The organism is Streptomyces sp. NPDC032091 (genome assembly GCF_055580265.1).
The window spans coordinates 17236-32779 of sequence record NZ_JBVILR010000029.1 but is presented as its reverse complement, the minus strand read 5'-3'; the positions used below and the strand labels follow the sequence as shown (position 1 = coordinate 32779).

At 73.4% G+C, this 15544-nt stretch carries 12 protein-coding genes; 4 read left to right on the top strand and 8 right to left on the bottom strand.

The window, feature by feature from the left end:
* Positions 1–15: 15 nt before the first annotated feature.
* Entirely contained in the window at positions 16–1548 is a 1533-nt protein-coding gene (locus tag ACZ5NJ_RS33215; protein ID WP_468769902.1) for an LCP family protein, read from the bottom strand.
* 144 nt (positions 1549–1692) lie between these two features.
* On the opposite strand from ACZ5NJ_RS33215, the gene ACZ5NJ_RS33210 reads away from it, so the two are divergent.
* A complete protein-coding gene (locus ACZ5NJ_RS33210; protein ID WP_468769900.1) occupies positions 1693–2718 on the top strand; it encodes a glycosyltransferase family 2 protein in 1026 nt (341 codons plus the stop codon).
* Positions 2719–2789: 71 nt separating this feature from the next.
* Here ACZ5NJ_RS33210 and ACZ5NJ_RS33205 read toward each other — a convergent pair whose 3' ends face one another.
* The 4 genes from ACZ5NJ_RS33205 to ACZ5NJ_RS33190 form a co-directional block, all read right to left on the bottom strand.
* Positions 2790–4505, bottom strand: coding sequence for an LCP family protein (locus ACZ5NJ_RS33205; protein WP_468769898.1), 1716 nt, complete (start codon positions 4503–4505; stop codon positions 2790–2792).
* 156 nt (positions 4506–4661) lie between these two features.
* The gene (locus ACZ5NJ_RS33200) at positions 4662–6401 is read right to left on the bottom strand and encodes an LCP family protein (protein WP_468769896.1); all 1740 of its coding nucleotides are present in this window, start codon (positions 6399–6401) and stop codon (positions 4662–4664) included.
* 222 nt (positions 6402–6623) lie between these two features.
* A complete protein-coding gene (locus ACZ5NJ_RS33195; protein ID WP_468769894.1) occupies positions 6624–7883 on the bottom strand; it encodes an LCP family protein in 1260 nt (419 codons plus the stop codon).
* Between the two features lie 360 nt (positions 7884–8243).
* On the bottom strand, positions 8244–8993 hold the full coding sequence (locus ACZ5NJ_RS33190; protein ID WP_468769892.1) for a TIGR03089 family protein: 750 nt from the start codon (positions 8991–8993) through the stop codon (positions 8244–8246).
* Between the two features lie 140 nt (positions 8994–9133).
* On the opposite strand from ACZ5NJ_RS33190, the gene ACZ5NJ_RS33185 reads away from it, so the two are divergent.
* A complete protein-coding gene (locus ACZ5NJ_RS33185; protein ID WP_468769890.1) occupies positions 9134–10561 on the top strand; it encodes a peptidoglycan recognition protein family protein in 1428 nt (475 codons plus the stop codon).
* A gap of 88 nt (positions 10562–10649) precedes the next feature.
* Positions 10650–11648, top strand: coding sequence for a DNA-3-methyladenine glycosylase family protein (locus ACZ5NJ_RS33180; protein ID WP_468769888.1), 999 nt, complete (start codon positions 10650–10652; stop codon positions 11646–11648).
* A gap of 35 nt (positions 11649–11683) precedes the next feature.
* Here the strand turns inward: ACZ5NJ_RS33180 and ACZ5NJ_RS33175 are convergent, their stop codons facing one another.
* Genes ACZ5NJ_RS33175 through ACZ5NJ_RS33165 form a run of 3 tightly spaced genes read right to left on the bottom strand, consistent with a single transcriptional unit; the run spans position 11684 to position 14521 of the window.
* Positions 11684–12979 carry a coenzyme F420-0:L-glutamate ligase gene (locus ACZ5NJ_RS33175; RefSeq protein ID WP_468769886.1) on the bottom strand — a complete coding sequence of 432 codons (1296 nt, stop codon included), beginning with the start codon at positions 12977–12979 and terminating at the stop codon, positions 11684–11686.
* The gene (gene cofD / locus ACZ5NJ_RS33170; RefSeq protein ID WP_468769884.1) at positions 12976–13938 is read right to left on the bottom strand and encodes a 2-phospho-L-lactate transferase; all 963 of its coding nucleotides are present in this window, start codon (positions 13936–13938) and stop codon (positions 12976–12978) included. The genes ACZ5NJ_RS33175 and cofD overlap by 4 nt, the downstream gene beginning before the upstream one ends.
* 13 nt (positions 13939–13951) lie before the next feature.
* Complete coding sequence (locus ACZ5NJ_RS33165; RefSeq protein WP_468769882.1) at positions 13952–14521, bottom strand: cysteine dioxygenase; 570 nt, start codon at positions 14519–14521, stop codon at positions 13952–13954.
* A 649-nt stretch (positions 14522–15170) separates the two neighbouring features.
* Between ACZ5NJ_RS33165 and ACZ5NJ_RS33160 the strand changes: the two genes are divergently transcribed.
* Positions 15171–15434 carry a WhiB family transcriptional regulator gene (locus ACZ5NJ_RS33160; RefSeq protein WP_003983763.1) on the top strand — a complete coding sequence of 88 codons (264 nt, stop codon included), beginning with the start codon at positions 15171–15173 and terminating at the stop codon, positions 15432–15434.
* Positions 15435–15544: the final 110 nt, after the last annotated feature.

Genomic DNA, 15544 nt, shown 5'->3' with positions numbered 1-15544 from the left:
CTCCCGGGGCGCCGGCTACTTTCCGCACACCACCTGGTCGCCGGTGACCACCGCGGCCTCGCCCTGGTAGGGGTCCTCGCCCCGTACCGGGACCACCTTGGCGTAGTCGGATCCGGCGATCACCAGCACCGTCCGGCCCTGCCCGGGGACCGCGCGCAGCTCGCTGCCGGGCAGGGCCGCGGCCACCGTCTTGGCGGAGCGGTCCCAGCGCGGGTCGTAGGAGATCACCGTGCGCCGGACGTCGCGGCGGGCGCCGCCGGCCGGGGTGCCGGTGGTGTCGAAGCCGGTGGCGCGCAGGGCGGAGTCGACCCGTCCGCCGAGCCCGTCGATCCGCGTGCCGTTCTCCACCTGCACCCGGATCTGCTGCGGCGGCACGTCCACCGGGACGGCCGTCGGCGCCGCCCCGGCCGCGGGCCGGCCGGCGGCCGCGGCGGCGCCGCCGGGCGGGCCGGGGCGGGGCGGGGCCAGCGGGCGGTCCTCGCGCAGGGACTCGAAGAGCCGGGCGGCCTTGTGCTCGTCCCACTTGACGGTCGACCCGATGCCCTTGACCGGGTACGCGGCGTCCCCGATCGGGACGGAGGCGAACTCGGACGAGGAGGGGGTGAAGGCGCGCATGGCCTGCCCGAGCGCCAGCATCTGCTCGGAGCCGAAGTCCTTGTCGGCGCGGACCGAGCCCAGCAGGGTGGAGCTGACCTCCTTGAACTTCACCGGGTTGAGCAGCACCCCGCCACCGGTGGCCTGCTTGATCAGGGCCGCGACGAACCGCTGCTGACGCTGCATCCGGCCCAGGTCGGAGGCCCCGTCGACGTGGCGGGAGCGGACGTACTGGAGGGCCTGGCCGCCGGTGAGGCGGTGGGTGCCGGGCAGCAGGTGCAGGCCGGTGTTCTGGTCGTCGAGGGCCCTGACGGTGCAGATCTCGACGCCGCCCATCGCGTCGACGGTGCGCATGAAGCTGGTGAAGTCGACCTCCAGGTAGTGGTCGATCTTGACCCGGGTCATGGCCTCGACGGTCCGCACGGTGAGGTTGGGGCCGCCCTCGGCGTAGGCGGCGTTGAGCTTCACGGGGTGGGGCCGGTGGGGCTTGCCGGTGTCCGGGTCCTGGTGGGCGGGGAGCTCGGCGTAGCTGTCGCGGGGCAGGCTGACCACGCTCGCCCGCTGCCGGTCGGCGGAGAGGTGCACCAGCATGATCGTGTCCGTGCAGTGGCAGGGCTCCCCGCCGAGGCGGTACTCGCGCTTCTCCTCCGGGGTGATCTTGTCCCGGCCGTCGGTGCCGACCAGCAGGAAGTTCACCCCGTGCCCGGCCTGGGGGCGGTTCTTCATGTCCTTGAAGGGGTCCACCCGGTCGATGCCGGTGTCCAGACCGGTCATCACGGCGTGCCCGACGGCGCCGGAGCCCAGGACCACCAGGGAGATCCCGGCCGCGATCCGCACGCCCCACCGGGGCCGGTCGCGCCGGCCGCGGGCCGTCCCGCCGCGTCCGCCGCCCTTGCGTGCGCGCTGCGGCTGGGCCGGCCCGGCGGGCCGGGTGGGACGGTGCGGCTGGGGCACGGGGGACACCTCCCGGTACGTCGGGCAGATTCATCGGAACAGTAGGCCCATACGATCAGCGTCTGTCCGTACCGCCCGTCCGCCGCGCACCCGTTTCCCCCGTACGCGGTAACGTGACACCGATACCCGACCGTGAAGGACGCCATGCCCGCCCAGCAGCCCGCAGTCTCGGTGATCATGCCGGTGCTGAACGAGGAGCGCCACCTGCGCGACTCCGTCCGGCACATCCTCGGACAGGAGTACGCAGGCGAGATGGAGGTGGTGATCGCGCTCGGGCCGTCCACGGACCGCACCGACGAGATCGCCGCCGAGCTCGTACGAGAAGACCCCCGCGTCCACACCGTCCCCAACCCCACCGGACGCACCCCCGCCGCCCTCAACGCCGCGATCAAGGCCTCCCGCCACCCGATCGTCGTCCGCGTCGACGGCCACGGCATGCTCTCCCCGAACTACATCGCCACCGCCGTCCGCCTCCTGGAGGAGACCGGCGCGCAGAACGTCGGCGGCATCATGCACGCCGAGGGCGAGAACGCCTGGGAGGACGCCGTCGCCGCCGCGATGACCTCGAAGATCGGCGTCGGCAACGCGGCCTTCCACACCGGCGGCGAGGCCGGCCCCGCCGACACCGTCTACCTCGGCGTCTTCCGCCGCGAGGCCCTCGAACAGCAGGGCGGCTACAACGAGGAGTTCATCCGCGCCCAGGACTGGGAGCTGAACTTCCGCATCCGCGAGGCCGGCGGCCTGATCTGGTTCTCGCCGGAGCTGAAGGTCCAGTACCGCCCGCGCCCCTCCGTACGGGCCCTGGCCAAGCAGTACAAGGACTACGGCCGCTGGCGCCACGTGGTGGCCCGCTACCACTCCGGCTCCATCAACCTGCGCTACCTGGCCCCGCCGACCGCCGTCTGCGCCATCGCGGCCGGCGTCGTCGCGGGCGTGGCCGTCACCCCGTGGGCGTTCGCCGTCCCGGCCGGCTACCTCGCGGCGATCACCGCCGGGTCCGTCCCGGCGGGCAAGGGGCTGTCGCTCACGGCGCGGGCGCGGATCCCCGTGGCGCTGGCGACCATGCACATGTCCTGGGGCTACGGCTACCTCACCAGCCCGCGCGCGCTCGCCCGGAAGGTCATCGCCAGCCGCCGCCCGTCGGCGCGCCGCGACCCGGCCGAGGTCTGAGGCACCACGCGAAGGGGTGGCCCGGTCCGTACGGACCGGGCCACCCCTTCGCGTTTGCGGCCGAGCCTCCGCTACCAGCGGTACGGCTTGTAGACCTCCATGCAGGCGCCGGTGTCCGAACCGTTGATCGCGTCGGCGGAGTCCGGGATCGACCCGGCCGCCGGCGGGGTCTGGGCCGGGAAGGCGTTGCCCTCGCGCCAGTCCGCGCCCACGATCAGGGTGATCTTGGAGACGTCGGCCGACTGCTGCACCGCCGTGGTGGGGATGCCCAGCGACGCGGCCACGTTCTGCGCCTCGTCCGCCAGGTCCGGCGTCGGGTAGCGCACCACGGTGGTCTTCTCCGGGATCAGCGCGGTGTCCGCCTTGGCCCCGGTGAAGCCCTTGGAGACCAGGACGTCCGCGATGGCGTTCGCCCGGTGGGGCGTCAGCGGCTGACCGGCCGCGGTGCCGTTGACCACGCTGACGGCGATCTTGTCGGGGGCGGTGCCCGGAACCTTGGACGGCACCTGGCCGGCCGGGGCCGCCGGCTGCGAACCGGCCGGCGCGGGCTGCGAGGCGCCCGCGGAGGGCTGCGGGGCCGCCGGACTCTGCGCGGCCTGCGGCTCGCCGTTCTTGTCGAACGCGATGTCCTTGCGGAGCATCGTCCACAGCTTTTCGGCGTCCGGCTGGTTCACGATCAGCCGGTCCTCGTCCCGCGGGTCCTGGAACGTCGGCATCGTCGTCATCGTGATGCGGTTGGTCGGGACGTCCTTGAGCTGCATGGCCAGGTTGTAGAGCCTCTTGACCGAACCGATCTCCTCGGAGACCTCCAGGGCCTTGGTGCCCGCCTCCGCCAGGTCCGTGATCCGGCCGACGTCGGTGAACGCGTTCTGGCTCTTCAGCTCGCGCATCATCGAGTTCATGTACATGTGCTGGGCCTGCGCACGGCCCAGGTCACTGCTGAACGCGTGCCGGGTGCGCAGCCACTGGAGCGCCTGCTCGCCCTTGACTCGGGTCGTGCCCTTCTGGAGCTTGAGGCCGGAGCCGCCGCCGGAGGTGGGCAGGGGCCGGTCCCAGACGTTGTCCTTGACGCAGACGGGGACGCCGCCGATCGCGTCGGCCATCTTCACCACACCGGAGAAGTCGATCATCATCCAGTGGTCGATGTAGACGTTGGTCAGCTTCTCCCAGGTGGCCAGGGTGCAGCCGGGGCCGCCGCGGCCGAGCGACTCGTTGATCATCGCGTTGGTCTTCTTGAACTTCTCGCCGGTCTTGGGATCCGTGCACTCGGGTATGTCGACCCGGGTGTCGCGCGGAATGCTCACGACCGAGGCGTTCTCCCGGTCCGCCGACACGTGCAGCAGCATCTGCACGTCCGCGAGCGGCGGGTTCCCCACGGTGTCGCGGCTGCCGCCGAGTTCCACGTTCTCCGGCTTGTTGCGGCTGTCGGAGCCGATCAGCAGGATGTTCAGCGGCCGCTGGCCCTTGGCGTTGGCATGGGTCTTCTCCACGCCGCTGTCACCGCTCAGGCGCTGGCCGCTGCGGATGTTGCCGTTGAGGTGGTTGTAGTAGAGGTACCCGGCCGCCGAGGTCCCCAGGATCAGGAACGCCAGGACGGACGCCACCCAGAACAGCACCCGCCGGCGGCGCCGGCGGGCGGGGACACCGCCACCCGGGGGCCGGGCGCCGCCGCCCGAACCGTCCCGGGGTGGGGGCACCGTGGCGGACGCCTTCTTCTCGCCGCCGCCGGATATGCCGTCGGCGGCCTGCTCGGGCGCCCCCTCCCCCCGCACGCTGCTGTGCACCACGCGTACCCCCCTCAAGATTTCTTCACTGGTCGGTGTCGTGCCGGCCCTGCCGGCTACCGCCCCCAGGCGGTCTGTGGACGATCGGCGGGCGGCCTAAGCGCCGCCGCCCGCTCCTGCTGGGCCGCGCCGGACATCGGCGTCGGCCGGCGCGGCCGCTCACTTGGCGCAGACCGCCTTGTCGGCCTCCACCCGCTGGACCCCGTCCGGGGCCTGCTGCGGGGCCGCCGCGCCGAGCGGCGTGCCGGGCTCCTTGAAGTCGGAGCCCAGGGTCAGCTTCATCGGGGTCCTGGGCCCGGCGTCGACCGCGCCGGGCTTCAGGGCCGAGGCCGGCAGGCCCATCATGTCGGCCAGTGCCCGGGCCTGGTCGGCCTGGTTGGGCGCGTACTCCAGCTGCGTGGCGGCCAGCCGCGCCGAGGCGTTGCCGTGGTTGCCGGACTTGTAGACGCCCTTGGCGTTCTGCAGCCACGTCAGGGTGGTGGAGGCGGATCCGGGAGGCCCGCCGCCGTTGTACACGTCCACCCGGACGTCCCCGGCGGGAGCGCGGTTCCCCTGGAGCAGCGCGTCCTGCTTGTTCTTGGCGTCGGCCTCGGCCGCGTCCTTGGCGGCCTGCTCCTTCTTCTCGACCGCCGTCAGGGACACGTCCCCGCGGATCATCTGCAGGAGCGGGTCCGCCTGCGCGGAGTTCACGACCACGGTCGCCTTGCGGTTCGCCGGCTCGTTCGGGTTGTCGACCACCGGCAGCGTCGTGAACGTGACGTTCTTCGGGTTGATGTCCTTCAACTCGCCCGCGAGCGCGGTGAGCTTGCCGATCGAGCCCAGCCCCTGGTCCACGGTCAGCGACTTCGTCGCCGCCTCCGCCAGCGAGAAGAACTTCTTCGGACTGGTCAGCGTCTCCTTGGACTTCATCTCACGCATCATCGAACCCAGGAACTGCTGCTGGGTCTTGATCCGGTCCAGGTCGCTCTCGTTGCCGAAGGAGTGCCGCGTCCGGACGAAGGCCAGCGCCTGCTCGCCCTCCAGCCGGTGCTCGCCCGCCTTCAGGTTCAGCTTCGAATCACGGTCGTTGACGTCCTTCGCGAGGCAGACGGGCACCCCGCCCACCGCCGTGCTCAGGTTCTTCACCGCGTTGAAGTCGACCATCATGAAGTTGTCGACGTCGATGCCGGTCAGCTGCTTGACCGTGCGCATCGTGCAGCCCGGGTCGCGGCCCTCCTGGCCCAGGCTGTTGTTGAAGCGGGTGCCCCGGGTGCCGGGGATCTCCTTGACCGAGCCGTCGATCTTCGTCGGGCAGGACGGGATGTCGGTGATCAGGTCGCGCGGGATGGACAGCGCGGTCGCGTTGCTGCGGTCCTTGGAGACGTGGAAGAGGATCGTGGTGTCGGCGTGGCCGACGCTCTCGGCGTCCCCGTAGCCCTCGTTGCCCTTGCCGCTGCGCTTGTCCGTGCCGATCACCAGGACGTTGATCGGCTGGTCCTTCTTGAACCCGCCGCCCGCACCACCGGTGTCGATGACGTTCAGGTTGCCGTTCAGGTGCTGGTAGTAGAGGTACGAGCCGACGCCGCCGCCCACCAGCAGGAACGCCAGGGTGCCGCCGGTGACCGTGAGCAGCCGCTTGCGCCGGCTCGGGCCGCCGCCCTTGCGGGAGCGGTCGCCGCCGCGGCGCCCGCCGGGCGGCCCCTCGCCGCGGCGGGGCTTGGGGACGGCGGGGGAGGGGGCGGCCGGAGCCGGGGCGGCCGTGGAGGCGGACGATCTGCGGGATCTGCGGGGGGCGGGGGCGGAACGCTGCTGCGCAGCGGAACGGCCCAGTTGCAGTTCGTAGTTGCCAGTGCGGGGATTGAGGACCCACTGGTCGGCGGGGTCGATCTCGTCCGCCCGCCCACGGCTTTGCGCATCCACGGTTGCTCGAATCCTCCGTCGGTGCTTCGCGACGCGCCTCCCCCCAGGCGCGCGGTCAACGATCCGGCTGCTGGTGCACGGCCTCTTCGCAGCCGGTGCACCGGATCGCTCACCTTATCCGGCCAGGTCAGCCGCAAACCATGTTGGTGACAAAATCCACTCCCCCTATAACGGGCCAAAGCGCCCATCCGGCTCGGTTGGGCGGGCGGCTTTTGGATTGCTTTACCGGCAGTCGACCGTGCCCGCCGTGGTTCCTGTGAAGGTGGGGGCGGGTGTGGGCGCCGAAGAGGTTCCGCTTCCCGTCGGCGAAGGCCCGCCCGAACCCTCCCCGGAACTCGCGCGGGGCGCACCCGCGGGCTCCGGATCCGGGCTCGGCGACACCGCCGGCGTGGTCACCGCCACGGGCCGGTCCGCCCGCAGCCGCTCGAAGAGCCGGGCCGCGTCCGGCTCCACCAGCTCGTCCCGGTTCGGATCCGCCGCGTACGGGCGACGGGGTACGGTCAGGAACTTGACCTGGTCGGCCGGTATGTCCCGTACGCCCCGTACGAGTTCGTACAGCCCCCGCAGCGACGCCAGCCCCGGGTCGGTGGTCACCGAGGAGGTCGCCGCGTCCAGCAGCGGATACAGCCGGCCCGGATTCAGCAGCACCCCGTTGCTGCTCACCTTCTCCCACAGCGAGCCCAGAAACTGCTGTTGGCGCTCCATCCGTTCGGTGTCGCTGCCGTCGCCCAGGCTGTAGCGGGCCCGGACGAAACCGAGCGCCTGCTCCCCGTGCAGCACCTGCCGGCCCGCCGGCAGCCGCACGTGCGCCTCGGCGTCGTCCACCGGCCGCCTCAGGCAGACCTCCACGCCGCCGACCGCGTCGACCATCTTCTTGAACCCGCCGAAGTCCACCACCATGTGGTGGTCGACGCGGATCCCGGTCATCTTCTCGACCGTACGGATCGTGCAGGCGGCCCCGCCCCACTGGAAGGCCCAGTTGAACTGCGCGAACCGGTCCCCGGTGCGGGAGCCGTCCGCCCCCAGGCACTCCGGGACCTCCGTCATCAGGTCCCGGGGGATCGACACCGCCGTCGCACTGCGCCGGTCCGCCGGCAGGTGCAGCAGGATCGTGGTGTCCGAGCGCTGGGTGCCCCCGTCCTGCCCGTAGCCCGCGTTGCCCGAGCCGGCGCGCGAGTCCGAGCCGATCAGCAGGATGTTCTGGGCGCCCGAGGCGAAGTGCGCCGGGCGCTCGCGGTCGTAGCGGCGCAGCTCGGCCGCCGCCGAGGTGTCCTCGGTGATGTTCCCGTCGAGCTTGGCGTACAGCCACCAGCCCGCCGCCGTCCCCGCGAGGACCAGCAGGACGGCCCCGAGCCCGATCCAGCGCAGCAGCCGGCGCCGCCGACGGCCGCGCGGGGGCGTTCCCGCGCCCGCGCCCGTGCTCGCTCCGGCGTGCGCGTCCGCTCCCGCGCCGCCGTCCGGTATGCCCGCGCCGTCCCTCACTCGCGCACCGTCCCCTCGCCGTGCCGGCCACGGCTCCACCGCACCGGCAGCGGGCCGTACGGGTGAGCACGGCCTGCTGCGATCCTCGCCCCCGGCGGGGTGGGCGGCCCGGGGGCGGGGGGCTGTCTAGACCCATGCGGGTGACAAATCGCCGGGACCGGGCCGCGCGGGCGAGGCGAGATGAGGAGGGGGCGGCCTAGGCCGTCTCTTCCGGATCTTGCCTGACCCGCGCCGCCCGGCACCGCACCTCGGCGCCTTGGCGGGGCACCAAGTACGTCCAGTACGGCGGCGCCCCGCCAAGGCGGCGATGCACGGCACCGGACGACGCGGGCTTGACCGGCAAGATCCGAAAGAGACGGCCTAGACGGTGTGGGTGACGCGCTCGCTCTCCACGCGCTGGGCCAGCGCCTCCGGCGCCAGCCGGTCCAGGTTGCGGCACAGCACCACCGAGCCGCCCGCGGCCAGCGGCCCGTACAGGCCCGCCGACAGCCCCTCCCAGCCGTCGAAGTCCAGCCCGGACAGCACCCGGGCGCCCTCGCCCAGCCCCCGCTTCGCCGCGTCCTCCCGGGCCCGCTCCACCAGCGCCGCGTACGACAGCTCCGCGCCGCCGACCACCAGCCCCGGCCCGTCCGCGTCCACGGGGACGAAGGGGGCGAACCGGTCGCCCTGCCCCGGCACCTCCACCGCGTAGTCCGCGAACCCGGCCGGCGGCTGCGGGAACCGCCCGCCCAGCGGACGCAGCGCCAGCGCGATCCGCTCACCGGAGCAGGCCCGCGCCTTCTCCAGCGTGTCGGGCCCGCTCACCACCAGATCGGCGTCGGCGGGGTCCCCGCCGATCTCCACGACCACCCCGACCGAGGCGCACGCGAGCAGCCACACGGCGCTCTGCCAGTGCGCGGGCAGCAACAGCGCCAGCCGGTCGCCCGGCTCGGCGCCCAGGTCGCCCTGGAGCAGATTGGCGGTCTTGGCCACCCAATTGGCGAAGGTGGCGACGGACAATTCGACGCGCTCGCCCGTGGCGTCGTCGTAGAAGGTGACGAGCGGGCGGCCCGGATCGGCGGCGAGCGCGGATCGCAGCAGGTCGGCAGGGGTGCGGTCAGTGGCGTTCACCCGCCCCAGCGTACGCGGCGCCCTCCCCCGTACGGGGGGCGGCGGCTCGTCCGTCCAGGGGAGCCGCGCCCGGCGCGCCGTCGGACGGTCCGTCAGTTCTCCGATGGCGCTTCGTGGAGGCTGTGCCCAGCATCGCTTCCATGCGCGGATTCCTTGCTTCCTCGATCGGTGTCGTGACGGCCGCCGCCCTGGCGGTGCCGCTCACGCTCTCCACTCCGGCCCTGGCCGAGGCGGTCCCCGTCGCCCCGGGGTCCACCCAGTCACTGCCCCTCGTCCCCCTCGGCCCCTCCACCGCCGCCCGGATCCCCGGCGTACCCGGCATGAGCACCTCACCGGACCCGGCCGAGACCCGGGGCCTGGCCCCGCGCGACGTCACGACGTTCTCGCTCGTCGGGGTCGTCTGGGACGACGCCGCCGCCGAACTCGGCGGCCGGGTCCAGGTCCGTACCCGCTCCGTCGCCACCCGGGCCTGGTCCGGCTGGCAGGACGTGGACACCCACAACGGCGAACACGCCGCCGACCCCGACGCGGTGGAACGCGGCACCGGCCGCCTCCGCGGCGCCACCGCCCCCCTGTGGGTCGGCCCGTCCGACGGCGTCGAAGTCCGCGTCCAGGCGGAGAACACCGCCACCGGCCCCCGCGCCGCCGCCCGCCCGGGCCGCCTCCCCTCGGGGCTGCGCCTCGAACTCGTCGACCCGGGCGCGGGCGCGGCCCACCCGCCGTCCGCCGCGGACGGCAAGAACGGCGCGCTCCCGACCCCGTCCCACCTCCCCCCGGACGACGACAAGGGCGACATCGCCGCCACCCTGCCGGCGATGTCCATGGAGGCGTCGGAATCCTCCTCGGCCAACGTCCCGCACGCCCCGCTCGGCGCGCTGGAGATCAGCGCCCTCGACAAGGCCGACTCCACCGCCGACGCCGTCCTCGCCGCCGACGGCGAGCTCACCGCCGCCGCCCGCCCCTACATCGGCCCGCGCCCGCGGATCGTCACCCGGCGCGGCTGGGGCGCGGACGAGTCCCTGCGCGAACCGGGCTTCGTCTACACGAGCACGGTCAAGGCGGCCTTCGTCCACCACACCGCCTCCGGCAACAACTACGCCTGCAAGGACGCCCCGGCGGTGCTGCGCAGCCTCTACCGCTACCACGTGGTCAGCGAGGGCTGGCGGGACTTCGGCTACAACTTCGCCGTCGACAAGTGCGGAACGGTCTACGAGGGCCGGGCGGGCGGGGTCACCAAGCCGGTGCTCGGCGCGCACACCATGGGCTTCAACGCCGACAGCATGGGCGTCGCCGTGATCGGCACCTACACCTCCACGGCCCCGCCGAAGGCGGCGGTGGACGCGGTGGCCCGCCTCACGGCCTGGAAGCTCGGCCTCTTCGGGGCGGACCCCCGGGCCAAGACCACCCTGAGGTCGGGTGGCGGGAACCTGTACAAGAAGGGCACCAACGTCAAGCTGAACGTCATCTCGGGCCACCGCGACGGCTTCGCCACGGAATGCCCGGGCCGCCTCCTCTACAACCAGCTCCCGCCCACCCGCACCGCCTCGGCGAAGCTCCAGGGAAGGTAGGAGCCACCGAAGGCCCGCCCCCGGTTCCGGTCCGCCGGCCGGGGCCGGGGCGGGGCGGGTTGTCGGACGCCGCCGCTACCCTCGAAGCATGGCCGGCCGATTCGATCCCCCGACCCGTACCGATCTCCGGGCCGGGCGGACGCCCGTGCCCGCCGGGCGGGGCGCGGTCGCCGGCGGGGGGACGCGCCGACTCTGGCGGCCCGGCGGGCCCGTCGACCTCGGGCTGGTCCTCGGCCCCCTCCGCCGGGGTCCCGGCGACCCCACCTTCCGCACCACCCCCGACGGCTCCGTCTGGCGGGGCACCCGGACGCCCGCCGGCCCCGCCGGCCTCCGGGTCTCGCTCACCCCGGACGGGGTGGAGGCCGAGGCGTGGGGGCCCGGGGCCGACTGGGTGCTCGACGGGCTGCCCGTGCTGCTCGGCGCCGACGACGACCCCGCCGCCTTCGTGCCCCGCCACCGCCTCGTGCACTCCAGCCACCGCCGCCGCCCCGGCCTGCGCCTGACCCGTACCGGGCTGGTCCTGGAGTCGCTGATCCCGACCGTCCTGGAGCAGAAGGTCACCTCGGACGAGGCCTACCGCTCCTGGCGCCGGCTGGTCCTGCGGCACGGCGAGCCGGCCCCGGGCCCGGCCGGCGGGCCCGACCTGTACGTGATGCCCTCCGCCCGGGCCTGGGCGCTGATCCCCTCCTGGGACTGGCACCGCGCCGGGGTGGACCTGAAGCGTTCCGACACCATCGTGCGGGCCGCCCGCGTGGCGGCGCGGCTGGAGGAGGCCGCCGCGATGGAGCTGCCGCAGGCGGCCGCCCGGCTGGAGGCCGTGCCCGGGATCGGCCCGTGGACCTCCGCCGAGACCCTCCAGCGCAGCAACGGCGCGCCGGACGCCGTCACCACCGGCGACCTGCACCTCCCCGGCATCATCGGCTACGCCCTCACGGGCAACCGCGACGCCGACGACGCCGAGATGCTGGAGCTCCTCGCCCCGTACGCGGGCCAGCGCCACCGCGCGGCCCGCCTCATCCTCCTGGCGGGCCACACCCCGCCCCGCCGCGCGCCCCGCATGTACCGCAGCGACATCAGCCGCATCTGACCAGCGGGACGGGACCACCCGCCCCCGAGACGGGACTACCGCACCTCGACGAAGTCCTCCACCGGCCGCGCCGCCCGCTCCGCCGGGGGTCCGGCCGGGTGGCCCACCGCGACGGCGCCCATCGGCTCCCACCCCTCCGGCAGTCCCAGCACCTTGCGCACCACGTCCCGGCAGAACATCGTCGAGGACACCCACGCCGAGCCCAGCCGTTCCCCGGCCAGCGCGACCAGGAAGTTCTGCACGCCCGCGCCCGTCGCGACGACGAACATCTCCCGCTCGGCCGCGTCCCGCCGCGCGTGCCCGTAGGTGTGCGAGCCGTCCGTGACCATGCACGGCACCACCAGGTAAGGGGCGCCCCGCAGGACGTCGCCGCGCCGGACGCGCTTCGCGATGGACTCCTCGGACTTGCCGTCGCCGCGCAGGTCCGCGATCCACGCGTCCCGCATCGCGTCGAGCAGCTCCCGCCGTGCGGCCGCCGACTCCAGCAGGACGAACCGCCAGGGCGTCGTGTGGTGCGGTGCCGGGGCCGTGAGCGCCGCCGCCACCGCGCGGCGCACCGCGCCGGGGTCGACCGGCTCGTCGGTGAAGGCCCGGACGGTACGGCGCTGGGTGACGGCTTCCCGTACCGCTTCCGACGTGCCCAGCCGGAACATGTCCTCGGCGGGGGCGCGGACCAGGTCGCGGGCCGAGGAGGCGCCGCCCACCAGGTGCCCCAGTCCCCGGACGACCGCCACCGGCAGGCCGGCCGCCTTGCCCTTGACCAGGTCGCCGGCGCCGGCGAGTTCGTCGGCGGTCGCCACTATCGTCGCGCTCAGCGGGTTGCCCCGGGCGTCGGTGCCGCCGCGCAGGTCGTCCAGGACGCGGACCCCGGCCGCGCCGATGGCGACGTCGGTGAGCCCGGCGCGCCAGGGCCGGCCGAAGGTGTCGGTGACGACGACGCCCACGTCGACGGAGAGCAGGGCCCGCAGCCCGTCCCGGAGGGCGGCCGCCGAGGCGTCGGGGTCCTCGGGCAGCAGCAGGACGGTGCCGGGTTCGGTGTTCGAGGCGTCGACCCCGGCCGCCGCCATGACCAGGCCCTGGCGGTTCTCGACGATCCGCAGCGCACCCCGGCGCGCGACGACCCGTACGGTCTCGGCGTCGATGGCCTCCTCGCGGGAGTCGGCCCGTACGATCCGCCCCTCCGCCTTCGACACTATCTTCGAGGTGACGAGCAGGACGTCCCCGTCGCGCAGGTCGGGCGCGGCGTCGGCGATCAGCCGGGCGAGGTCGTCGCCGGGCCGGACCTCGGGGAGCCCGGGCAGGGCGCGCACCTCGTACGACGGGCTGGTCACCGGGCCTGCTCGGCGGCGAGTTCGAGCGCGGCGCGGGCCATGGCGGCGGTGGCGTCCGGGTCGGTCATCATCAGCGGCACGGCCCGGCAGGGGATGCCGGCGGCGGTGACGGCGGCGACGGCGTCGGCGTCGGCGGTGTCGACGAGCCAGCCGTCGAGGAGCTCGGAGCCGTAGTGGAGGGCGACGGCGGAGGCCGTGGACTCCACGCCCACCGCCGCGAGGACCTTGTCGGCCATGCCGCGTACGGGTGCCCCGCCGACGATGGGGGAGAGGCCGACGACGGGGGCCGCGGCCCGGGCGACGGCTTCGCGGATGCCGGGGACGGCGAGGATCGTGCCGATGGAGACGACGGGGTTGGACGGCGGGAAGAGGATGACGTCCGCGGCGGCGATGGCCTCCAGGACGCCGGGTGCGGGCTTGGCCTGTTCGGCGCCGACGGGGACGACGGCTTCGGCGTCGAGGGAGGCGCGGAGCCTGACCCAGTACTCCTGGAAGTGGATGACGCGGCGTTCGCCGGTGTCGGGGTCGTTGACGGCGACGTGCGTCTCGACGCGGTCGTCGGACATGGGCAGCAGGCGGACGCCGGGCTGCCAGCGGTCGCAGAGGGCCTCGGTGACGGCGCTGAGCGGGTAGCCGGCGTCGATCATCTGGGTGCGGACGATGTGGGTGGCGAAGTCGCGGTCGCCGAGGCCGAACCAGGAGGGTCCGACCCCGTACGCCGCGAGTTCCTCCTTGACGGTGAAGGACTCGTCGGTGCGGCCCCAGCCCTGGTCCTCGTTGATGCCACCGCCGAGGGTGTACATCACGGTGTCCAGGTCGGGGCACACCTTCAGCCCGAACAGGTGGATGTCGTCACCGGTGTTGCCGATGACGGTGATCTCCGCGTCGGGGACAGCCGACCGGAGTCCGCGGAGGAAACGGGCGCCGCCGATACCGCCGGCCAGAACAACAATGCGCATGCAGCGCAGTCTGTCAGGCGGACACGTGCGCGCGGTGGGCCGGGGAGCAGCTGTGCATCGGCATCTCGGTCAGGCCGGGGAAGTAGACGTGCAGGCTGACCGCTCCTTCGAGGGCGTCGTTGACGACCTCGTGGGCGTAGCCGGGGGCGAAGACCCGCTGGGCGCCGGCACGGTGGGTGAGGCGGCCGCGGGGGGTGTGCTCGGTGAGCTCGCCGTCGAGGACGGTGAGGACGCCGGAGGAGGCGCCGTGGTCGTGGAGGCCGCTGCCCTGGCCGGGGACCCAGCTGAGCAGCCAGACCTCGTAGCCGGGGCCGGTGCGCAGGCGGTGGTACCAGCGGGTGGTGGCGTCGTACTGGACCAGGTGCTCCCAGCTCGCGCGGTCCTCGGCGATGGAGCGGGCGAGACCGGCGAACTCGGCGACGGTGGCCGGGTGTTCGCGGGCGGGCTGGAGCAGGTGCTGGACGGCGAGGATGTCGCCGGCGATCTGCAGGTCGCTCTCGACGGGGGCGGGGGCGGCGGCCTCGACGGGTACGACGGCTTCGGTGCGGGGGGCGGCGACGGTGGAAGCGGGGGCGCTGTTCATCGTGGGGGTGTCCTCGACGGATGTCAGTCGTGCGGGGCGGTTGCTGTGGGGGGAGAGCCGGTGCTCGGGGGAGCCGGGGGCTCCGAGGGCATCAACAGCTGCAACAGCAACAGCGAACCTGGGCAGCGCACAGGAACCCACGAATGGGGGTCCGGGTGGTGGCTGCGGGCGCTGACATGCAGACAAGGAGACCGGGCCGAGGGCCTGACTGTCAACCCAATGTCCGGATTGCGGGAAAAGTTTCACCTCATCCGGTTACTGTCCGCGGAGAAAGGTTTGTGCAGGCCGGTCCGGGGCATGTGCCGCTGCACGCCCCCCGGTGGGAGCCGCTCTCAAACCTGCCGACGCCAAGTCGTGACCGGAATGTGATCCGCGCCGCATCTTCGGCTGGATTGCAACCCCTCCACGGAGTGACGCGTCGCCCAGGGGGAGGGCGCCGCCCGCCGCGAGGTCGGTGGCTTCTGTCACGATTTTTGCCGATATGAACACTTTCTGTATAGGCTTGGTTCCGCAGAGTGAATAAGGCGCCCAATAGCAGATCTCGGCTTGACTGGGCAGAAGCCACGCACTTGTAATTTCACTCGTGTCGTTACCCGGCGATCGGTAACGGCAACACCACGGGGACGCACAGACAGAGCGAGGGGCGCACATGACCGAGCTGTTTCAGGAACTGCTGGTCGAGGAGGCGGACGAGGAGCTCGGATGGCAGGAGCGCGCTCTGTGCGCCCAGACCGACCCCGAATCCTTCTTTCCCGAGAAGGGCGGCTCCACCCGCGAAGCCAAGAAGGTCTGCCTCGCCTGCGAGGTCCGTTCCGAATGCCTTGAGTACGCCCTCGCCAACGACGAGCGATTCGGCATCTGGGGCGGGCTGTCCGAAAGAGAGCGCCGCCGCCTGAAGAAGGCAGCGGTCTGACCCTCCGCACACCCCACGACGACCCCCGGTCAACCGCGCTCCGCGGAGCGCCGCGCACCACGGAACACCGAGCCAACGGTCCGCCTCCCGCACCTTCCCCGCAGGAGGCG